Source organism: Streptomyces sp. NPDC088732, from assembly GCF_044751205.1.
Lineage (GTDB): Bacteria > Actinomycetota > Actinomycetes > Streptomycetales > Streptomycetaceae > Actinacidiphila.
Genome location: NZ_JBIVLI010000009.1, coordinates 55494 through 76042 on the forward strand (window position 1 = coordinate 55494; position 20549 = coordinate 76042).

The following is a 20549-nucleotide window of genomic DNA, read 5'->3' on the forward strand; positions in this document are numbered from 1 at the left end:
GATGCAGCCGCCGCGCTCAGTCCTCGTCGGGAAGGACCATGTTCAGCGCCCAGGACACGATGCTGATGATCAGACCGCCGAGCACGGCAGCCCAGAAACCGTCGACATGGAAGTCGAGTCCCAGCTTGCCGGACAGCCAGGAGGTCAGCCACAGCATCAGGGCGTTCACCACCAGCGTGAACAATCCCAGGGTGAGGATCAGCAAAGGGAACGAGAGCAGCTTCACCAACGGCTTCACCAGCCAGTTGACCAGGCCGAAGACCAGCGCCACCAGGACCAGGGTGAGTGCCTTGTGCGCGGTGTCGTCACCGGTGAGCGTGATGCTGCCCACGAGCCAGATGGCCACCAGCAGGGCCCCGGCGTTCGCGAGCGTCTTGACGACGAAGTTCATCATGGCTGAGATCGTCGCAGAAGAGATCGCGCAGGCACAGGGGTGCAAGGGAGCGGGCAATTGAAGGTGTTCCGGCTGGACGACCTGGAGGCCGAACGTGCCGCCAACAACGGCGCGTACCTGAGCTTCCTGCGGGAGCGGAACATGTCCGCCGGGCTCTACGCGCTGGGCGCCGGCGAGCTCGACCCGCAGAAACCGCACGGCCAGGACGAGATCTACCTCGTGGTGAGCGGCCGCGCCCTGATCACCGTGGGGGAGGAGACGACGCAGGTCGCGCGGGGCAGCGTGGTCTACGTGCCGGCCCGGGTGCCGCACCGCTTCCACCACGTCAGCGAGGACCTGCGGGTCCTGGTGGTCTTCTCGCCGCCCGAGGGATGAGGGACGTCCCCCCGGTCCCGTAGGGGGACGGTCAGGGACGGATGGGGACCGCCGGGCCTCCGCGCGGGGCCCCCGCGGCCCTAGCCTTGAGCCAAGGACGAAGACGATACGGAGGAGGAAACGGTGAAGCTCTTCGAGGGCGTTCCCTGGTGGGTCAAGTGGATCGCGGTGCCGGTCATCGCGATCGTGGTCTTCGGCGGCATGATCGCCAGCGCCGTCGGCTTCCTGTTCTGGCTGCTGTTCAAGGTGCTGATCTTCGTGGCGCTCGTCGGCGGACTGGTCTTCGTCGTGAAGAAGGTCACCTCGTCGTCGTCCTCGGACTCCCACGACAGGTGGTGACCCCCGCGGGGCCCGGAGACGACCGGACCCCGCGGGAGCGCGCCGCTCAGTCCTTGAGAGGGACGTGCTCGGGGCGCTGCGGCGCCGAGCCATTGGCCGACGGCTCGGCCCCACCGTTCATCTGGGCGAGCAGCTGGCGGGCCAGCCCCAGGCCCGTGCCGCCCATGGTGAGCGCCTTGGCGAACATCTCGGACATGCCGTCCGCGCCGTTGAGCAGCACCATGTGGTCGACGTTCCCGAAGGCGGACGCGCCGGCCCGGACGATCTCCGGCCAGTTCTCGGCCAGTTGCTGGGCGACGACCGCCTCCTGGTTCTCCGCCAGCGCGGCGGCCCTGGCCTTGATCGCCTCGGCCTCCGCCAGACCCCTCGCCCGCGCGGACTCGGCCTCCGCCAGACCGCGCGCCTGGGTGGCCGCGGCCTCGGCCTCACCCGTGGCCCGGGTGGCCGCCGCGCTCGCCTGACCGCTGAGCTTCGTCTGCTCCGCCTGCGCGGCGGCGGCCGACTTCACCCGGTTCGCCTCGGCGATCGCGGCCAGTTCCGTCTCCTTGGCCTTCGCCTCGGCCGCCGAGATCCGCGCGTCGCGCTCGGCCTCGGCCAGCGTCCGCTTCTCGTACGCGGAGGCGTCCGCCGGCTTGCGGACGTCCGCCTGGAGCTGCTGCTCGCGCCGCTGGGCCTCCAGCTCGGCGACCCGGGTCTCCTGCACCACGACCTCCTGCCGGGCCGCGGCCTCGGCGAGCGGGCCCGCCTGCCGGGAGGACGCGGTGGCCTTGTCCCGTTCGGCCATGTAACCGGCCTGCAGGATCTGGCTGTCCCGGGTGGCCTCCGCCATACGCGCGGCGGCCTGCTGCTCGGCCTCGGTGGCCATCCGGTCCGCCTCCGCCTGCGCGATGCGCGCGTCGCGGTGGACGGCGGCGGCGTGCGGGGCGGAGAGGTTCTTGATGTACCCGGTCGGGTCGACGATCTCGTGGATCTGCAACGAGTCGATGATCAGGCCGAGCTTCTCCATCTCCGAGCCCGACGCCGCCCGGGTCTCGGCCGTCAGCCGCTCCCGGTCGCGGATCATCTGCTCCACCGTCAACCCGCCCACAATGGACCGCAGATGACCGGCGAAGACGTTGTGCACCCGCTCGGCCATGAACTTCTGCTGGTCCAGGAAACGCCGTGCGGCGTTGGCGATCGACACGAAGTCGTCGCCGACCTTGAAGATGACCACGCCGTGCACCTTGAGCGGGATGCCCTGCTGGGTGACGCAGTCCACGTTCAGCTCGGCCTCGTTGAGGTCGAGCGACAGCTTCCGCACCACCTGGACGCCGGGCATCACCAGCGTTCCGCGACCGGTGACGACGCGGAACCCCATCCCCTCCCCGACCCCGTCCGCACGGTGCTTGGAACCCGAGATGACCAGGGCCTCGTTCGGCTCGGCAACCCGCCACATGAGCCGGAACAGCACGATCACCACAATGATTGCGACGAGCACCGCGCCCGCCGCGACGCCGATCACCATCGGCACACGCCCCCTTACGATTGGCCCCGAGCGGGGCCGCGTACGGGAGTGTGCGCCTGCGCAAGTCACGCCGAAAGATCCTGGCGGATCCTTGTCGCATTCTTGATACGAAGCCGCCCTGACCCGTCCCCGTCTCGTCCCCGGCCCCGTCAGCCGTAGGCGGGCGCGACGTACACGGTCCGTGGCGGCAGATACTCCACGACCACCACGACCGTGCCCTTCCCGATGCTCTCCCCCTCGGTCGCCGGATACGCGAGGAAGGCCTCCGCACCCCCGCGGACCTGCACGATCACCTCGCCGACCAGCCCCGGGCCCACGGCCCCGGTCACCCTCCCCTGGAGCCCGACCACCCCGTCCACCCCCGTACTTCAGGAACTCACCGTGCCCGGCGCCGGCGGCGCCCGCCGCCCGTGGGGACAGTGTCCCTCCCGGAGCGGTCCGCCGACACCACCAGCGCGGCCAGCGCGGTCGTCAGCGGCACGGCCACCACCAGCCCGATGCTGCCGACCAGGGTCCGGACGATCTCCTCCGCCACCAACTCGCTGCCCGCCACCGCCAGCACGCCGCGCTGCGCGATGGAGAACAGCAGCAGCAGGGGCAGCGCGGCGCCCGCGTACGCCAGCACAAGGGTGTTGACGACCGAGGCGATGTGGTCGCGCCCGATGCGCATCGCCGCCCGGTACAACTTGTGCCAACTGGCGCCCGGATCGGCGTCCCGGAGCTCCCACACGGCCGAGGTCTGGGTGACCGTCACGTCGTCCAGCACACCGAGCGATCCGATCACGATCCCCGCCAGCAGCAGGCCGTGGATCTCGATGCCCGGGTAGAGGTCGTGGATCAGCCCGGTCTCGTCCGAGGTGTTGCCGCTGAGCACCGCCCAGTCGATGAACACCGAGCCCAGCAGCGCGATCAGCAGCAGCGAGCAGAGCGTGCCGAGGACGGCCACCGAGGTACGGGCGTTGAGGCCGTGGCACATGTAGAGCGCGATCAGCATGATCGCGCTGCCGCCGATGACCGCCACCAGCAGCGGGTCGCTGCCGTGCAGGATCGCCGGGAGGATGAACAGCGTCAGCACCGCGAAGCTGACGATCAGCGCCGCCAGCGCCAGGAACCCGCGCAGCCGCCCGACCACGACCACCGCCGCCGCGAAGAGCCCGGCCAGCAGCCACAGCGGCAGCGCCCGGTCCACATCGGTGACCGAGTACTGCAACTCCTTCGGCGCGCCGGGCGCGTAGGACAGCAGGACCTTCTGCCCCTCGGTGTAGTGCCGGGTCTGGGTCGGCTGCACGATCTCGGTGAAGGTACGGCCGGTGTCCTTGCCCGAGGTGACGCGGATGGTCGCCCGCTCGCAGATCGACGGGGTCTTCGGCGGGGCCGCGCCGGGGCCGCCGGTGTTCGGCTCCGCGTTCACGTCCGCGCACTTGACGTTCTCCACCCGCACCACCCGGCCCGACTGCGTCTGCTGGTCGAACCCGACGCCCGAGCGCTTGTGGGCCGGCACCCCGTTCGGCCAGAGCACCACCAGCCCGACCACCACCGCGGCGACGAACGGGATCAGCACCGCGGCGATCACCTTCCGCAGATGCCGGGAGACCGGCGGCACCGGACCGTGGCCATGGCCGTGACTGTGGCCGTGACTGTGCCCGTGACCGGGGCCGTGGGCGTGGCCGTTGCCGGGGCCGGGGGGCTGCGCATGAGGGGAGTCCACGCGCCGATCATCCCAAGGCCCACTGGTGCGCGCCGGAGAAGACCCGCTAGCGTGGTCGCACCTTTGCACACCGCGGGAGCTCGGAGCACCGGGCTGAGAGGGCGCTGACCGGCCGAGGGCCACCAGCTGCGCCGACCGCTGAACCTGTTACCGGGTAATGCCGGCGTAGGGAGTGGGTCTCATGACCATGCAGGATGCACGCGCGCGCGAAATCGGCTGGCACAAGGGCTACGTGACCGGGTCCCGCCCGGACATCGAGGTACCTGTCCGCCGGGTGCACCTGACCAACGGCCAGGACGTGACGCTGTACGACACGTCCGGCCCGTACACCGACCCGAACGTGACCACCGACGTCCGCCGCGGCCTTTCGCCGCTGCGGGAGAACTGGATCGTCGCCCGCGGCGACACCGAGGAGTACCCCGGCCGCCCCGTCCGCCCCGAGGACGACGGCCTCAAGCACACGTCACCCCGCGGCGGGCTGCGCAACCTGGACGCCGTCTTCCCCGGCCGCCCGCGTCTGCCGCGGCGCGGACGCGGCGGGCAGCCGGTCACCCAGCTCGCGTACGCCCGGCGCGGCGAGATCACCCCGGAGATGGAGTTCGCCGCGATCCGCGAGAACGTCGCCCCCGAGGTCGTCCGCGAGGAGATCGCGGCGGGCCGGGCGGTGCTGCCGGCGAACGTCAACCACCCGGAGATCGAGCCGATGGTCATCGGCAAGCGGTTCCTGGTCAAGGTCAACGCCAACATCGGCAACTCCGCGGTGACCTCCTCCATCGAGGAGGAGGTGGAGAAGATGACCTGGGCGACCCGCTGGGGCGCCGACACGGTCATGGACCTGTCCACCGGCCGCAACATCCACACCACCCGCGAATGGGTGCTCCGCAACTCCCCCGTCCCCATCGGCACCGTTCCCCTCTACCAGGCCCTGGAGAAGGTCGACGGCAAGGCCGAGGAGCTGACCTGGGAGATCTACAAGGACACGGTCGTCGAGCAGGCCGAACAGGGCGTCGACTACATGACCGTCCACGCGGGCGTCCTGCTGCGGTACGTCCCGCTCACCGCCCGCCGCAAGACCGGCATCGTCTCCCGCGGCGGCTCGATCATGGCGGCCTGGTGCCTCGCCCACCACAAGGAGAGCTTCCTCTACGAGCACTTCGAGGAGCTCTGCGAGATCCTCGCCGCCTACGACGTCACCTACTCCCTGGGCGACGGCCTGCGCCCCGGCTCCATCGCGGACGCCAACGACGAGGCGCAGTTCGCGGAGCTGCGCACGCTCGGCGAGCTCAACTCCGTCGCCAAGCGGCACGGCGTGCAGACCATGATCGAGGGGCCGGGGCACGTCCCGATGCACAAGATCAAGGAGAATATCGACCTCCAGCAGGAGATCTGCGAGGAGGCGCCGTTCTACACCCTCGGCCCGCTGACCACCGACATCGCGCCCGCCTACGACCACATCACCTCCGGCATCGGCGCCGCGATGATCGCCTGGTGGGGCACGGCGATGCTCTGCTACGTCACGCCCAAGGAGCACCTGGGCCTGCCCGACCGCGACGACGTCAAGACCGGCGTCATCACGTACAAGATCGCCGCCCACGCGGCCGACCTCGCCAAGGGCCACCCCGGCGCCCAGGACTGGGACGACGCCCTGTCCGACGCCCGCTTCGAGTTCCGCTGGGAGGACCAGTTCAACCTGGCCCTCGACCCGGACACGGCACGGGCCTTCCACGACGAGACCCTGCCGGCGGAGCCGGCGAAGACGGCGCACTTCTGCTCGATGTGCGGCCCGAAATTCTGCTCCATGAAGATCTCCCAGGACATCCGGCGGCAGCACGGCGGCACGGCCGAGGAGATCGAGGCCGGCATGGCGGAGAAGTCGGCAGAGTTCGCCGCGGCGGGCAACCGGGTGTACCTGCCGCTCGCGGAGACGGGCGGCAGTTCGGCCGGCTGACCGGGCCGCCTCAGCGGAGAGGGGCCGACCAGGCCACCAGTCCTGGCCGGCCCGCCTCCTTGAAACCCACCGCGAACGGCTTGTCGCCGTCGTCCGTCACCAGGTGGATGCTGCACTCCGTCACGCTGCCGCCCGGCGGGATCGTCCGGGCGACCCAGTCGGACGGACAACCCGGGATCTTCGTGTCGAGGACGAGGGGGGTCTTCCCCGGGATCTGCCGACCGCTCTCGGTGAGCAGGCGGACGTCGCCGGCCTGGTCGGTGTAGAGGTCTTTCGACCCGGTGTTGGTGTAGGTGACCGACGCGTAGTACGGGATGCCGCGCCGCTCGTTCTCGTTGAGGTCGAGGTCCAGGTGCGCGAGATCGGCCGGTCTGCCCCGGCGTACGGACACCAGCGTGGCGGGCAGTTCGAGGACGCCGTCCTCGTCGGCGTCCCACCGGACGGGGATGATGTCGCCCGGCTCCGCCAGCCCGGCGGACGCCGCCTCGAGGCCGCCCTCGACGGGCCACGTGGCGACCGCGCCACCCTCGTCGAGGTAGCCGTCGGCGTTGTGCGTCAGCGACAGCACGCCGACGCCCTCGGGCAGCGCATAGGTCACGCAGGTGGTGTACGAGTCGCCGGGTGCCAATGTCTTCGGGGCGGTGTCCGCGCAGGGCAGGTCGATCCCGCCCGGCCTGCCGCCGCTGATCCAGACCTTCTCCCCGCGCGCCCAGTCGGTGCCGTTCAGGGCGAAGTGGCTGTACACCATGGAGGCGGCGGGGATCGTCCTCCGGCCGGTGTTGGTGACCTCGAAGGTGAGGTAGTGGGGGACCCGGTCCTCCAGCCCCTCGTCCACGCGCGCGCCCCGCATGTCCTTCTCCGAGCCCCGGACCAGGCTCTTGACCGTGATCCTGACCTCGTACGACCGGTGCTTGGTGTCCGTGTGGACGACGTCCCGCGCGCCGGTCCGCACCGGCAGGTCCGTCCAGGAGGCGGGCCGCCCCTCGGCTCGCTCCACGGCCCCGCCCGCGTCCTGTTCCCCCGTGCACCCGGCGAGGAGGGGTATCGCCGCCGCGCCCATGGCGGCCTTTCTGACGTAGCTGGACAGGCGCATGGATTCCCCTTGCCGCACGATGGTCCGGATCCGCCGGAGGACTGACGCATCGTAGGACGTCACAGCGGAGGCAGGTGCCGGGCCTGGGGCGTGACGCTCCGCACGGAAGCGCACGGTACGGCCCCCGCCCCCGCGGTGACGCGGGGGCGGGGGCCGGGGGCGGTCAGTTGGGGGCGTGGTCGGGGCCGCCGTAGTCCGGACTGGAGTAGTCGGGGCTGGAGAAGTCGGGACTGGTGAACCGGTGCCCGGGTTCCGGGGAGGACTCGGGGCCGGGGCTGGAGAAGTCGGGGCGGGAGTAACCCAGGCGCGGCATGCGGTGGTTGCCGTTGCCGCTCTGGCGGTCCGGCGGGGGCGGGGCGGAGCCCGCGGCCTTGGCCAGGGCGGCGTCGATGAAGGGCTGGAGGCCGCGTTCCAGCAGGGCCCGGCGCCAGACCTCGCGGGCCGCGGCGATCTCGGGCGGTTCGTCGGGTGGGCGGTCGGCCTGGTCGGTGGAACTGTTGCGCAGGGCCGTGAGGAGCAGCCCGATCATGCCGACGACGATGCCGCACGCGGCGACCGCCGCGAAGAGCCAGCCGGCCTGGCGCAGGGGGGCGGCGATGTCCGGCTCGGAGTGGCCGAGCGCCAGGGCGTAGCCCAGGACCAGGAAGATCACGGCGGCGGTGCCGGCGAGGACGGGTGTGAGGACGGCGACGATCGCGAACAGCCCGGCGCCCGAACCGTCGGCGACGCCCGGTGCGGCCGCGGCGTAGCCGATGCCGGAGACGGCGGCGACCTGCTGTTCGCGGCGTTGCTCGGACAGCGCCTCGCGGGCCTTGACGTAACTCTCGTACTCCGGTGCCGCGCAGGCGGATATGGGCGCGGCGGCGCTGAGCGCCATGGTGCGCAACTGCTCGGTGTTGAGCGCGTTCCGGGCGGCCGCGAGGGCGGCCCGGGTGCCTTCCGAGTGCAGTGCCGCGTCGAGGACGCGCTCGAACTCCGGGCGGTCCTCGGTGAGCAGATGTGGAGCGCTGTTCATGTGCATCCCCCGATGCTCCGTCTCCGGTGCCGCCCCGAAGTCCGCGCTGGAGTTCCGGACCGGCTGGGCGGAAGCGGAGGAGAAGCTGCCTACGGATAACCCGATGGTAGAGCGCGGAGGTGACGGGGTGACAGAGTGTTTCCGGAAAATGGGGGTTTCGGGGGCTACAACGGCAGGCGCGCGACCAGGAGTTTGCCCTCCATCGTCACTCCGCCGTCCATGGCCACCGCGAGGTCGTCGGCGTAGACGTGCGGTCCTTCGACGACGGCGGTCCGGTCGGGGGAGTCCGCCGCGTGCTCGCCGCCGGGCTCGCCGAGCAGGTACGGGATGGGGCTGTGGCCGTGCACGACCCGGCGGCCGCCGTAGGTGCCGAGCAGTTCCCGGGCCGCCTGCGCCCCGTCCTCGCCGCGGAAGGCGAAGCGGCGGGTGAACTTGCGGAAGAGCTCCCAGCACTCGTCGGCGTCGCCGCGCTGGAGGATGCCGGTGACCGCGTCGTTCATGGCGTCGATGGTCTCGCCGTACTCCAGATAGGCGGTGGTGTCGGAGTGCAGCAGGAGGTGGTCGTCGGCGAGGGCGGCCGCGTCCAGCCGGGACATCCAGGCGATGTGGTGGTCCTCCAGCCGCTCCATGTCGCTGGTCTGGCCGCCGTTGAGGCGCCAGGCGGCCAGGAAGGTGGCGGTGCCGGCGGCGGAGTTGACCGGGGTGTCGCCGAAGCGGTGGGCGCCGTAGAGCAGCAGCTCGTGGTTGCCCATGAGGGCGCGGGTGTAGCCGCCGGCCGCTGCCGCCTCCGCGGACAGCTGCATGACCAGGTCGATGACGCCGACGCCGTCCGGGCCGCGGTCGGTGAAGTCGCCGAGGAACCACAGGCGGGCGTTGCCTGCCGCCCAGTGGCCTTCGGCGTCGATCAGCCCGATCGCGTAGAGGGCCTCGCAGAGCTCGCCGAGGTAGCCGTGGACGTCTCCGACGACGTAGAGCGGGCCGAGCGGCGGTTCGTCGGACGCGCCGATGACCGGGAGGTCGCGCTGGGTGGGCGTGTACTCCTCGGGGAGCGGCACCTCCTCCACGAGCGTGGGCTCGTAGCCGGACTGCGGGCCGGGAGGCGCCGGTGGCGCGCTCTGGGCCGCGGCCTCCGCGCCGTGCGGACGCCCGCCGGACCCCGTGCCGAGCACGGGTCCCTGACCTGCCCCCTGAGTCATCGAACCCTCCACCGTCGCGCCACCATCCGCCCATCATAGGAATGACGATGTCGCGGCGTGACACACCTGGTGATAGCGATTTCATCTGGTCCGGACAAATCCCCCCGGGGCGGGCTCATCGCGCCCCGGAGGATACGGCTCCGCCCGGACGGGCTCCGGGGTCCGCCACCGCGTTCCCGACCCCTCCGCCTCCCGCACCGCTCATCCCTGGGAGGGCCCGCGCGGCGGGTTCACCGTGGTGCGGGGGGAGCGCCGCTGGGAGGAGGTGCGGACGATGAGGTCGGTCGGCATGACCTGCTGGACGGGCCGGCCGCCGTCCACGCCCTCGATGGCGTCGATGAGCAGTTGGACGACGGCGGTGCCGATGCGCCCGGGTTTGAGGGAGAGCGTGGTGATGGGCGGCTCGGTGGCCGCGTAGACCATGCTCTCGCTGCAGCACACCAGCAGCAGGTCCTCCGGGACGCGCAGTCCGTAGCGGCGGGCGGCGGCCAGCAGGTCGGTGCCGTTGGGGTCGAAGAGGCCGTAGACCGCGTCGGGCCGGTCGGGGCGGGCGAGCAGCCGGTCGGCGGCGACGGCCCCGGCGCAGGGGTCGTGGGCCGGGTAGGACTCGACCACCGGTTCCTGCCCGACGCGCTTGCACCAGCTCAAGTAGGCGCTGGTGGACAGCCGGGTGTAGGTGTCTGTGCTGGTGCCGGTGAGGAGGCCGATCCGGCGGGCGCCGGCGTCCGCGAGGTGCTCCAGGATGCCGAGCACGGCGGCCTCGTGGTCGTTGTCGACCCAGGCCTGGACGGGCAGGCTGCCGGCCGGACGGCCGTCGCTGACCACGGGGATGCCCTGCCGGACCAGTTCGGTGACCATCGGGTCGTGGTCGGAGGGGTCGATCACGACGGTGCCGTCGAGCGCCACGTTGCTCCACACGTCGTGGCGGGAGGAGGCGGGCAGGATGACGAGGGCGTAGCCGCGGGCGAGCGCGGCGGAGGTGGCGGCCCTGGCCATCTCGGCGAAGTAGGCGAACTCGGTGAAGGTGAAAGGTTCTTCCCCGTAGGTCGTCACGGTCAGCCCGATGAGCCCCGACCGGCCGGTCCGCAGCGTGCGGGCGGCGGCCGAGGGGCGGTAGCCCAGCCGGTCGGCGACCTCGCGGACATGTGCGCGGGTGGCGTCGGGCAGCCGGCCCTTGCCGTTGAGCGCGTCGGAGACAGTGGTGATCGAGACACCGGCCGCGGCGGCCACGTCCCTGATGCCCGCCCGCTCCAGCCGGCGTCCGACGGGCCGGTTCGCCTGGTGGTTCCCTGCTGCTGTCATGGCGTGGTGATAGTAGGGCTCGGGTGGTCCGTTCGCGGGGGGCCCGCGTGGCGCATTGACAGAGACGTTTCTGCGTTCCGAGGTCCGGCGCAGGGCCTTGAATGCGCAGGTCGCATCAGGTTTCGACCCGCGGATGCCCGACCGGCCGGCGGGATCGCGGGGGCATTGCCCCCTGGTCCGAAGCGGCATCAACTCACCCCTACGAGGGATGCGCGCCACCGCGCGCGCTACCGGCGCGCATCCGCTTCGCCCAGCACGCCATCGGGGCCGGGCGCCCCTTGTTTCTCGCGTGCATCAGGGCCTCCCCAGAGCGCTGGGCCGCTCGTATGGTGTGGGCATGAACCCCCGACTGCGCCGCGAACTGGACGGTATCCCCACCTACAAGCCGGGTCGACCCCCGGCGGTGGAGGACGGCGTGACGGCTTACAAGCTGTCCTCCAACGAGAACCCCTACCCGCCGCTGCCCGGTGTCCTCGAGGCGGTCACGGCCGCCGCGGGGAGTTTCAACCGCTATCCCGACATGGCCTGCACCGCGCTCCAGACCGAGCTGGCGGCCCGTTTCGGCGTTCCCGTGGAGCACATCGCGACCGGTACCGGATCGGTCGGCGTGGCCCAGCAGTTGCTGCAGATCACCTCCGGCCCCGGCGACGAGGTCGTCTACGCCTGGCGGTCCTTCGAGGCCTATCCGATCATCACGCAGATCAGCGGGGCCTCCGCGGTGCCGGTCCCGCTGGACGCCGAGGAGCGGCACGACCTGGACGCGATGGCGGACGCGATCACCGACCGCACGCGGCTGATCTTCGTCTGCAACCCCAACAACCCCACCGGCACCGTGGTCCACCGTGCCGCGCTGGAGCGCTTCCTGGACCGCGTCCCCTCCGATGTGCTGGTCGTCCTGGACGAGGCGTACAAGGAGTTCATCCGCGACCCTGAGGTGCCCGACGGCGTCGAGGTCTACCGGGACCGCCCCAATGTCGCCGTGCTGCGCACCTTCTCCAAGGCCTACGGCCTGGCCGGCCTGCGGGTCGGCTTCGCGATCGCGCAGGAGCCGGTGGCGGAGGCGCTGCGCAAGACCGCCGTCCCGTTCGGTGTCAGCCAGCTCGCCCAGGACGCGGCGGTGGCCTCGCTGCGGGCCGAGGAGGCGCTGCTGGACCGGGTGGAAGCGCTGGTCGCCGAGCGGGCCCGGGTGTACGAGGGGCTGACCGCCCAGGGCTGGACGGTCCCGGCGACGCAGGCCAACTTCGTCTGGCTGCGGCTGGCGGAGCACACGGCGGACTTCGCGGCCCGGTGCGAGAGCGCGGGGGTCACGGTGCGGCCGTTCGCCGGTGAGGGTGTGCGGATCACGATCGGTGAGACCGGTGCCAACGACGTGCTGCTCCGTACGGCCGAGGCCTTCCGCAAGGAGCTGTAGCGGACCGCTGACGGCCGTCACCGTGCCGGGGTTCGTCCCGCGGCCCTGACCTGGTGCTTCTTCCCTTTTGCCCCCTCACACCCCCCGGTGTGAGGGGGCAAAAGTGTGTAGGTCATACTGAGCTTGTGAATGCGTTCACTTTCACAAGCGCACCAGAACAGGAGGCGTGACGTGGAGCTGGCACTCGACTCCGTGGCCGTCGCGCGATGGCAATTCGGCATCACCACCGTCTACCACTACCTCTTCGTCCCCCTGACGATCTCCCTCGCGGCCCTGACCGCCGGCCTGCAGACGGCATGGGTCCGCACCGGCAAGGAGAAGTACCTGGGAGCGACCAAGTTCTGGGGCAAGCTCTTCCTGATCAACATCGCCATGGGCGTGGCCACCGGCCTCGTCCAGGAGTTCCAGTTCGGCATGAACTGGTCGGACTACTCCCGCTTCGTCGGCGACGTCTTCGGCGCCCCGCTCGCCTTCGAGTCGCTGATCGCCTTCTTCTTCGAGTCCACCTTCATCGGCCTGTGGATCTTCGGCTGGGACAAGCTCCCGCAGAAGCTCCACCTGGCCTGCATCTGGCTGGTCTCGCTCGGCACGATCCTGTCGGCGTACTTCATCCTCGCCGCCAACTCCTGGATGCAGCACCCGGTCGGCTACCGCTACAACAAGGCCACCGGCCGCGCCGAACTCACCGACTTCTGGGCCGTGCTCAGCCAGAACACCACCGTCGTGGTGGTCCTCCACACGCTGACCGCGGCCTTCCTGACCGGTGCCGCGTTCATGATCGGCATATCGGCCTACCACCTGGCCCGCAAGAAGCACGTCGCCGTCATGCGGACCTCGCTGCGCCTCGCCCTGGTCACCGCCGTCGTCGCCGGGCTGCTCACGGCCCTCAGCGGGGACCGGCTGGGCAAGGTGATGTACCAGCAGCAGCCCATGAAGATGGCCGCCGCCGAGGCCCTGTGGGACGGGCAGTTCCCGGCCCCCTTCTCGATCTTCGCCTACGGCGACGTGGAGAAGGGCCACAACACCGTGGCCGTCGAGGTCCCGGGCGTGCTGTCCTTCCTCGCCCATGACGACTTCGACTCGTACGTGCCCGGCATCAACGACGTCAACAAGGCCGAACAGCAGAAGTACGGCCCCGGCGACTACCGCCCCAACATCCCCGTCGCCTACTGGGGCTTCCGCTGGATGATCGGCTTCGGCATGACGTCCTTCGCGGTCGGCCTCGCGGGACTCTGGCTCACCCGCCGCAGGTTCTGGCTCGCCGAGGACCGGCGCACCGCCGACGACGAGCCTCCGCACCTGATGCTCACCAGGAACACCGCCCTCTCCCCGAAGCTGTCGCGCTGGTACTGGCGGATCGGGCTGCTCACCATGGGCTTCCCCCTGATCGCCAACTCCTGGGGCTGGATCTTCACCGAGAACGGCCGCCAGCCGTGGGTGGTCTACGGACTGCTGCGCACGAAGGACGCGGTCTCCCCCGGCGTCTCCACCGCCGAGATGCTCACCTCACTGATCGTGCTCACGTCGCTCTACGCCGTCCTCGCCGTCGTCGAGATCAGGCTCCTGGTCAAGTACGCCAAGGCCGGACCCCCCGAGCTCACCGAGACGGACCTGAATCCCCCCACGAAGATCGGCGGCGACACCGACGCCGACCGCCCGATGGCCTTCTCGTACTAGGGAGAGACGGCATGCACCTCCACGACGTCTGGTTCGTCATCATCGCCGTCCTGTGGACCGGCTACTTCTTCCTCGAGGGCTTCGACTTCGGCATCGGCGTCCTCACCCGGCTGCTCGCCCGCGACCGCCCCGAGCGGCGCGTGCTGATCAACACCATCGGCCCGGTCTGGGACGGCAACGAGGTGTGGCTGATCACCGCCGCCGGCGCCACCTTCGCCGCCTTCCCCGAGTGGTACGCCACCCTCTTCTCCGGCTTCTACCTGCCGCTGCTGGCGATCCTGCTCTGCCTGATCATCCGCGTCGTCGCCTTCGAGTACCGCGCCAAGCGGACCGGCGAACGCTGGCAGAGCAGCTGGGAGTGGGCCATCTTCTGGACCTCCCTCGTCCCCGCGTTCCTGTGGGGCGTGGCGTTCGCCAACATCGCGCACGGGGTGGCCATCGACCGGTCCGGTGAGTACACCGGGCAGGTCTGGGACCTGCTCGGCCCGTACCCGCTGCTCGGCGGCCTGGTCACGCTCAGCCTCTTCACCTTCCACGGCGCGGTCTTCGCGGCGCTCAAGACCCTCGGCGACATCCGCACGCGGGCCCGCCGCTTCGCCACCGGGGCCGGTGCGCTCACCGCGGTTCTCGCCGCGGCGTTCCTGGCCTGGACGCAGGGCCACGGGGGAGACACCGCGAGCCTGGCCACCGTGATCGTCGCGGTGCTCGCGCTGCTCGGGGCACTCGGGGCCAACCTGCGCGGCCGGGAGGGCTGGGCGTTCGCGCTGTCCGGCGTCACGGTCGTCGCCGTCGTGGCGACCCTCTTCCTGACGCTCTTCCCGGACGTCATGCCCTCCACGCTGGACCCGGCGTGGAGCCTGACGGTCGAGAACGCGTCCTCGACCCCGTACACCCTGAAGATCATGACCTGGTGCGCCGGGATCGCGGCACCGCTGGTCATGCTCTACCAGGGCTGGACGTACTGGGTGTTCCGCAAGCGGATCGGCACCCAGCACATAGCCGAAGCGCACTGAGCGACCCGAGGGGCTGTTTCACGTGAAACCCGTCGACCCGCGGCTGCTGCGGTACGCCCGTGCCACCCGCGTCTTCCTCGCCGTCTCCGTCCTGTTGGGCCTCGCCGGCGCGGGACTGGTCATCGCCCAGGCGATGCTGCTCGCGAAGATCGTGGTCGGCGGGTTCCAGGACGGCCTCGGCACCGGCGAGTTGCGCACTCCGCTGCTGCTGCTCGCCGCGGTCGCCGTCGGCCGCGCCCTGGTCTCCTGGCTCACCGAACTGTGCGCCCACCGGGCCGCGGCGGACGTGAAGTCCACCCTGCGCAACCGGCTGATCGACCACGCCACCCTGCTCGGCCCGGCCCAGCTCACCGACCGCAGGACCGGCGAACTCACCACCCTCGCCACCCGCGGAATCGACGCCCTGGACGGCTACTTCGCCCGCTACCTGCCGCAACTCGGGCTCGCCGTCGTCGTTCCGGCCGCCGTGCTCGCCCGGATCGTCACCGAGGACTGGGTGTCGGCGTTCATCATCGCCCTCACCCTGCCCCTCGTCCCGCTCTTCATGGCCCTCATCGGCTGGGCCACCCAGGCCCACATGGACCGCCAATGGCGGCTGCTCGCGCGGCTGTCCGGCCACTTCCTCGACGTCGTCGCCGGCCTGCCCACGCTCAAGGTCTTCGGCCGCGCCAAGGCGCAGGCCGAGTCCATCCGCGCCGTCACCGCCGACTACCGGCGCGCCACGATGCGGACGCTGCGCATCTCCTTCCTCTCCTCCTTCGCCCTCGAACTGCTCTCCACCCTCTCCGTGGCCCTTGTCGCGGTGGGCGTCGGGATGCGCCTCGTCCACGGCGAACTCGACCTCTACACCGGGCTGGTCATCCTCGTCCTCGCCCCCGAGGCCTATCTGCCGCTGCGGCAGGTCGGCACCCACTACCACGCGGCCGCCGAAGGACTGTCGGCCGCGGACGAGGTCTTCGCGCTCCTGGAGACCCCCGCCCCGCCCCGCGGCGACGCCGCCGCCCCCGACCCGCGCACCGCGGCCGTCGAGGCCGAGGACCTGGCCGTCGCCGGCCGCCTCGCCCCGGTGTCCCTGCGGGTCTCCCCCGGCGAGACGGTCGCGATCACCGGGGCCAGTGGGGCCGGCAAGTCCACCCTGCTGAGCGTGCTCCTCGGCTTCACCCGGCCGACCGCCGGGCGCGTCCTGGTCGGCGGCACCGCCCTGGACGACCTCGAACTCGCCGACTGGCACCGGCACATCGCCTGGGTCCCCCAGCGGCCCCACCTCTTCGCCGGCACCCTCGCCGACAACGTCCGGCTCGCCCGGCCGGACGCCGACGACGCGACGGTGCGCGCCGCCCTCCGCGAGGCGGGCGCACCGGAACTCGACCCCGCCCGCCGGGTCGGCGAGGCAGGCGCCGGGCTCTCCGCGGGACAGCGCCAACGCGTCGCGCTCGCCCGCGCGTTCCTCGCCGACCGGCCCGTCCTGCTGCTGGACGAGCCCACGGCGGCACTGGACGGGGACACGGAGGCCGCCGTGGTCGACGCGGTCCGGCGGCTCGCCGTCGGCCGCACTGTCGTCCTGGTCGTCCACCGCCCCGCGCTGCTGGCGATCGCGGACCGCGAGATCCGGCTCGGCGACGGCCCGGTACGCGCGGACGTGCGCCCTCCGGTGCCGGCCGCCGCGCTCCCCACCCGTACGCCGGTGACCGCCGAACCCGCCGAACCCGCCGAACTTGCTGAGCCTGTCCACACCGCCGCGACCCAGCCGGGGGAGGCCGGCGCGGCACGGCGGGTGCGGGCCGCGGCCTCCCCGCTGCGGCCGCGCTTCGCGCTCGCCGTGGTGCTGGCGGCGCTCGCGCTGCTGAGCGCGGTGGGCCTGATGGCGACCTCCGCGTGGCTGATCGCCCGGGCCTCCCAACAGCCGCCGGTGCTCTACCTGATGGTCGCGGTGACGGCGACCCGCGCGTTCGGCATCGGACGGGCCGCGTTCCGGTACGCGGAGCGCCTGGTCTCGCACGACGCCACGTTCCGCGCGCTCGCCGACCTGAGGGTGGCCGTCTACCGCCGGCTGGAACGCCTCGCGCCGGCCGGGCTGCGGGACGTCCGCCGCGGGGACCTGCTCTCCCGCCTCGTCGCGGACGTGGACTCCCTCCAGGACTACTTCCTGCGCTGGCTGCTGCCCGCCTCCGCGGCCGCGGTCACCGGCGCCGTGGCGGCCGGGCTCACGGCCTGGCTGCTGCCGGAGGCCGGCGCCGCCCTCGCCGTGGGGCTGCTCGCGGCCGGCGCCGCCGTACCGGCGCTGTCCGCCGCCCTGTCGCGGCGGGCGGAGCGCGCCCTGGCCCCGGCACGCGGCGAACTGGCCGTCCGGGTCGTCGACGTGCTCACCGGCACGGCCGAGTCGACCGTCGCCGGGGCCCTGCCCGCACAGCGCGCGAAGGCCGCCGACGCGGACCGCGCGCTGACCCGGATCGCGGCCCGCTCGGCCGCCGGGGCGGCGCTCGGCACGGGCCTGGGCACCCTGCTGACCGGGCTGACCGTCGTCGCCTGCGCGGTCGCCGGGGTGCAGGCGGCCGCCGCCGGCCGGCTCGGCGGCCTCGCGCTCGCGGTGGTCGTACTCACCCCCCTCGCCGCGTTCGAGGCGGTCACGAGCCTGCCCGCCGCCGCCCAGCACCGCCGCCGCAGCCTGCGCGCCGCACAGCGCGTCCACGACGTCCTCGACACCCCCGAGCCGGTCCGCGAGCCGGAGCACCCGGCCCGGCCGCCGCGGACGCCGCACCCCGTGGTGCTGCGCGCCCTGACCGCCCGGCACCCCGGGCAGGCGGCACCCGCCCTCGACGGCGTGGACCTGGAGCTGACCCCCGGCCGCCGCGTCGCCGTCGTGGGCCCCTCCGGCGCGGGCAAGACGACCCTGGCCCACGTCCTGCTCCGCTTCCTGGACCCCGAGTCCGGCTCCTACACCCTCGCCGGGACCGACGCGACGACCCTGGACGGCGACGCCGTCCGCCGCATGGTCGGGCTGTGCGCGCAGGACGCGCACGCCTTCGACAGCACGGTCCGGGAGAACTTGCGGATGGCCCGCCCCGGGGCCCCGGACGCCGAGCTGACCGGCGCCCTGGCCGCCGCCCGGCTGGACCTCGGCCTCGACACCCCCGTGGGTGAGCACGGCACCCGCCTGTCCGGCGGCCAGCGCCAGCGCCTCGGCCTGGCCCGCGCCCTGCTCGCCGGCTTCCCCGTCCTCGTCCTCGACGAGCCCGCCGAACACCTCGACCTGGCCACCGCCGACGCCCTCACCGCCGATCTGCTGGCCGCGACTGCCGGGCGGACGACCGTCCTGATCACGCACCGCCTCACCGGACTGGCCGACGTCGACGAGATCGTCGTCCTCGACCGCGGCCGGGTCGTGCAGCGCGGCACGTACGACGAGCTGGCCGTCGCCGAGGGCCCCTTCCGCCGCACCCTGGAGCGCGAACGCGCAGCTGACGGGCGGACCGCGGCGCTTCCCGCACCGGCGTGAGGGCCGCTCGCGGCCTACGCTCGCGGTATGGCAGAACGACTCGCCAAGCTGCTCGACGCGGTCGGCGCCGTCACCACGGCACTGCTCGGCAACCCGGGGGCCGGGGCGCTCGACGTCGTCGCCGAGCAGGCCCGTGCGCTGGTGGAGGCCGACGCGGGTCTCGTTCTGCTGCCGACCGCCGAGGGCGGCCTGGAGGTCGTCGCGGCCTCGGCCGACCACCCGGCCGGCCTGGTCGGCACCGTCCTGGAGGCCGACAGCCCGGCCGCCGCGCCCCTGCTGGCGGGGGAGCCGGTCCACATCGAGGACGCGGCGACCGACGACCGCATGGGCGCGACCATCACCCCCCGCTTCGGGCCCAGCATGATGCTGCCGCTGCTGAGCAGCGGCCACGTGATGGGGGCGCTGGCCCTGCCGCGGGTCCGCGGTGCCCCGGCCTTCACCGAGGACGACCACGTCTTCGCCGCCCAGTTCGCCGCGCAGGCCGCGCTCGCGCTGCTGCTCGCCGAGGCCCAGCGGGACCGCAACCGGCTGGCGGTGTACGAGGAGCGCGACCGCATCGCCCGCGACCTGCACGACCTGGTCATCCAGCGGCTCTTCGCCACCGGGCTGATGCTGCAGGGGGCCATCCGCAAGTCGGTGCCGCCCGAGGCCGAGGCGAGCATCGCGCACGCCGTCGACGAGCTGGACGCCACCATCCAGGAGGTGCGCACCGCGATCTTCGCCCTCCAGCAGGAACCCGGCGACGACGCCCCGGCGGGGCTGCGCGCCCAGGTGCTGCGCGAGACCTCCGTGGTCGCCCGGGGCCTGGGGTTCCAGCCCTCCGTGCGCTTCGTGGGGCCCGTCGACTCGCGGGTCGGCGCGCTCAGCGCTCGCAACCTGATCGCCGCGCTCCGGGAGGCGCTGTCCAACGTGCTGCGGCACGCCGGGGCCACCCGGGTCGAGGTGATCGTGGACGCCACCGCCGTGCTCGGCGAGGGCCTGGAGGGCGTCCGGCTCATCGTCTCCGACGACGGGGTCGGCATCCCGGAGACCGGGCGGCGCAGCGGCCTGCGCAACCTGGCGCGGCGCGCGGAGTCGCTGGGCGGCGAGTCGACCTTCGGGCCGGGCCCCGACGGCAAGGGCACCGTCCTGGCGTGGGAGGCGCCCCTGTGACGGTGCCCGGCCCGGCCGTCAGCGGGCGGCGAGGATCCGCTCGATGACCCGCGCGACGCCGTCGTCCTCGTTGGCCGTGGTGCGGTGCGTGGTGGCCGCCAGCACGTCCGGGTGGGCGTTGGCGACGGCGTAGGAGGTGCCCGCCCACGACAGCATCCCCAGGTCGTTGGGCATGTCGCCGAACGCGACCACCTCGTCGGCGCCGATTCCGAGCTGGGCGCAGCAGCGGGCCAGCGTGGTCGCCTTGCTGACCCCGGTGCCGCTGATCTCCAGCAGCGCCGAGGCGCTGGAGCGGGTGATCTCCGCGTACTGCCCGGCCGCGGCCAGCGCCGTGCGCAGGAAGACGTCCGGGTCCATCGAGGGGTGCTTGGCCAGCAGCTTCAGCACCGGCTGGCCGCCGCCGGCCGCCCCGAGCAGCTCCTCCACGGGTGCCACGAGCGCGTCGGGCACCGGCGAGTACGGCGGGTACTCCGGCTCGTACGCGAAGCCGCCGGTCAGCTCCACCGCGAAGGTCGTCCCCGGCACGGTGGTGCGCAGGGCCGCGACGACGGAGAGCGCGTCGCGCGCGTCGAGCGGATAGCACGCGAGCAGCCGCCCCCGGTGCAGGTCGTAGACGGCGGCGCCGTTGGCGCAGATGGCCATGCCGTGCCCGGCGGTGTGCTCGGCGACGACGTCCATCCAGCGGGCCGGGCGGCCGGTGACGAAGAAGACCTCGACACCCGCCGCCTCCGCGTCCGCGAGGGCGGCGATCGTCCGCGCGGAGACGGTCTTGTCGTCGCGCAGCAGCGTGCCGTCCAGATCGGTGGCGATCAGCCGCGGTGCGGGGACCGCGCGGAGGGCGTCCGGGGACATGGGATGCTGGGTGGCTGAGGTCACCGCCCCATGGTCGCTCATCCGGCTCGCGATGGCTGCAGCCGGGGGGCGGG

The 20549-nt window shown here is 72.5% G+C and carries 16 protein-coding genes, 1 pseudogene and 1 riboswitch; of the genes and pseudogenes, 8 read left to right on the top strand and 9 right to left on the bottom strand.

All coding sequences use genetic code 11. The features are described from left to right. Positions 1–16: 16 nt before the first annotated feature. On the bottom strand, positions 17–394 hold the full coding sequence (locus ACIP9H_RS16940) for a phage holin family protein (RefSeq protein ID WP_360904405.1): 378 nt from the start codon (positions 392–394) through the stop codon (positions 17–19). 57 nt (positions 395–451) lie between these two features. Here ACIP9H_RS16940 and ACIP9H_RS16945 point away from each other — a divergent pair, with 57 nt between their 5' ends. Further along, a complete protein-coding gene (locus tag ACIP9H_RS16945) occupies positions 452–769 on the top strand; it encodes a cupin domain-containing protein (RefSeq protein ID WP_360904402.1) in 318 nt (105 codons plus the stop codon). Between the two features lie 123 nt (positions 770–892). Beyond that, a complete protein-coding gene (locus ACIP9H_RS16950) occupies positions 893–1108 on the top strand; it encodes a DUF5326 family protein (protein ID WP_401595297.1) in 216 nt (71 codons plus the stop codon). Positions 1109–1154: 46 nt separating this feature from the next. Here the strand turns inward: ACIP9H_RS16950 and ACIP9H_RS16955 are convergent, their stop codons facing one another. The 3 genes from ACIP9H_RS16955 to ACIP9H_RS16965 form a co-directional block, all read right to left on the bottom strand. Continuing rightward, complete coding sequence (locus tag ACIP9H_RS16955) at positions 1155–2612, bottom strand: SPFH domain-containing protein (protein WP_401595300.1); 1458 nt, start codon at positions 2610–2612, stop codon at positions 1155–1157. 149 nt (positions 2613–2761) lie between these two features. After that, the gene (locus ACIP9H_RS16960; RefSeq protein WP_360905116.1) at positions 2762–2962 is read right to left on the bottom strand and encodes a hypothetical protein; all 201 of its coding nucleotides are present in this window, start codon (positions 2960–2962) and stop codon (positions 2762–2764) included. Between the two features lie 26 nt (positions 2963–2988). Continuing rightward, positions 2989–4320, bottom strand: coding sequence for a YibE/F family protein (locus ACIP9H_RS16965; RefSeq protein WP_401595302.1), 1332 nt, complete (start codon positions 4318–4320; stop codon positions 2989–2991). A gap of 62 nt (positions 4321–4382) precedes the next feature. Continuing rightward, a riboswitch (TPP riboswitch) is annotated at positions 4383–4510 on the top strand. On the opposite strand from ACIP9H_RS16965, the gene thiC reads away from it, so the two are divergent. Further along, complete coding sequence (gene thiC, locus ACIP9H_RS16970; protein ID WP_401595305.1) at positions 4502–6268, top strand: phosphomethylpyrimidine synthase ThiC; 1767 nt, start codon at positions 4502–4504, stop codon at positions 6266–6268. Its footprint overlaps the riboswitch before it by 9 nt. A gap of 10 nt (positions 6269–6278) precedes the next feature. On the opposite strand, the gene ACIP9H_RS16975 is transcribed toward thiC, so the two are convergent. From ACIP9H_RS16975 to ACIP9H_RS16990, 4 genes are all read right to left on the bottom strand, one after another. After that, positions 6279–7361, bottom strand: a complete 1083-nt coding sequence (locus tag ACIP9H_RS16975; protein ID WP_401595308.1) for a hypothetical protein — start codon at positions 7359–7361, stop codon at positions 6279–6281. Positions 7362–7524: 163 nt separating this feature from the next. Beyond that, entirely contained in the window at positions 7525–8382 is an 858-nt protein-coding gene (locus ACIP9H_RS16980) for a hypothetical protein (protein ID WP_401595310.1), read from the bottom strand. Between the two features lie 158 nt (positions 8383–8540). Further along, the gene (locus tag ACIP9H_RS16985; protein WP_401595313.1) at positions 8541–9572 is read right to left on the bottom strand and encodes a metallophosphoesterase; all 1032 of its coding nucleotides are present in this window, start codon (positions 9570–9572) and stop codon (positions 8541–8543) included. Positions 9573–9773: 201 nt separating this feature from the next. Then, on the bottom strand, positions 9774–10874 hold the full coding sequence (locus ACIP9H_RS16990) for a LacI family DNA-binding transcriptional regulator (RefSeq protein WP_401595315.1): 1101 nt from the start codon (positions 10872–10874) through the stop codon (positions 9774–9776). A 337-nt stretch (positions 10875–11211) separates the two neighbouring features. Here ACIP9H_RS16990 and hisC point away from each other — a divergent pair, with 337 nt between their 5' ends. The 5 genes and pseudogenes from hisC to ACIP9H_RS17015 all read left to right on the top strand — a co-directional run. Beyond that, positions 11212–12285, top strand: a complete 1074-nt coding sequence (hisC, locus tag ACIP9H_RS16995) for a histidinol-phosphate transaminase (RefSeq protein WP_401595317.1) — start codon at positions 11212–11214, stop codon at positions 12283–12285. 171 nt (positions 12286–12456) lie between these two features. Then, entirely contained in the window at positions 12457–13962 is a 1506-nt protein-coding gene (locus ACIP9H_RS17000; RefSeq protein WP_401595319.1) for a cytochrome ubiquinol oxidase subunit I, read from the top strand. An 11-nt stretch (positions 13963–13973) separates the two neighbouring features. Further along, a complete protein-coding gene (gene cydB, locus ACIP9H_RS17005; RefSeq protein ID WP_401595321.1) occupies positions 13974–14975 on the top strand; it encodes a cytochrome d ubiquinol oxidase subunit II in 1002 nt (333 codons plus the stop codon). A 22-nt stretch (positions 14976–14997) separates the two neighbouring features. Next, positions 14998–18471, top strand: coding sequence for a thiol reductant ABC exporter subunit CydD (cydD, locus tag ACIP9H_RS17010; RefSeq protein WP_401595323.1), 3474 nt, complete (start codon positions 14998–15000; stop codon positions 18469–18471). A 51-nt stretch (positions 18472–18522) separates the two neighbouring features. Next, a pseudogene (locus ACIP9H_RS17015) lies at positions 18523–19623 on the top strand (GAF domain-containing sensor histidine kinase); the annotation flags it as partial. 18 nt (positions 19624–19641) lie between these two features. Here the strand turns inward: ACIP9H_RS17015 and ACIP9H_RS17020 are convergent. Beyond that, entirely contained in the window at positions 19642–20499 is an 858-nt protein-coding gene (locus ACIP9H_RS17020) for an HAD family hydrolase (RefSeq protein ID WP_401595326.1), read from the bottom strand. Between the last annotated feature and the right edge of the window lie 50 nt (positions 20500–20549).

Coding starts and splice junctions, on each gene's coding strand:
- ACIP9H_RS16940 (WP_360904405.1), bottom strand. CDS start 394: ATGATGAACTTCGTCGTCAAGACGCTCGCGAACGCCGGGGCCCTGCTG.
- ACIP9H_RS16955 (WP_401595300.1), bottom strand. CDS start 2,612: ATGGTGATCGGCGTCGCGGCGGGCGCGGTGCTCGTCGCAATCATTGTG.
- thiC (WP_401595305.1), top strand. CDS start 4,502: ATGACCATGCAGGATGCACGCGCGCGCGAAATCGGCTGGCACAAGGGC.
- ACIP9H_RS16975 (WP_401595308.1), bottom strand. CDS start 7,361: ATGCGCCTGTCCAGCTACGTCAGAAAGGCCGCCATGGGCGCGGCGGCG.
- ACIP9H_RS16980 (WP_401595310.1), bottom strand. CDS start 8,382: ATGCACATGAACAGCGCTCCACATCTGCTCACCGAGGACCGCCCGGAG.
- ACIP9H_RS16985 (WP_401595313.1), bottom strand. CDS start 9,572: ATGACTCAGGGGGCAGGTCAGGGACCCGTGCTCGGCACGGGGTCCGGC.
- ACIP9H_RS16990 (WP_401595315.1), bottom strand. CDS start 10,874: ATGACAGCAGCAGGGAACCACCAGGCGAACCGGCCCGTCGGACGCCGG.
- hisC (WP_401595317.1), top strand. CDS start 11,212: ATGAACCCCCGACTGCGCCGCGAACTGGACGGTATCCCCACCTACAAG.
- cydB (WP_401595321.1), top strand. CDS start 13,974: ATGCACCTCCACGACGTCTGGTTCGTCATCATCGCCGTCCTGTGGACC.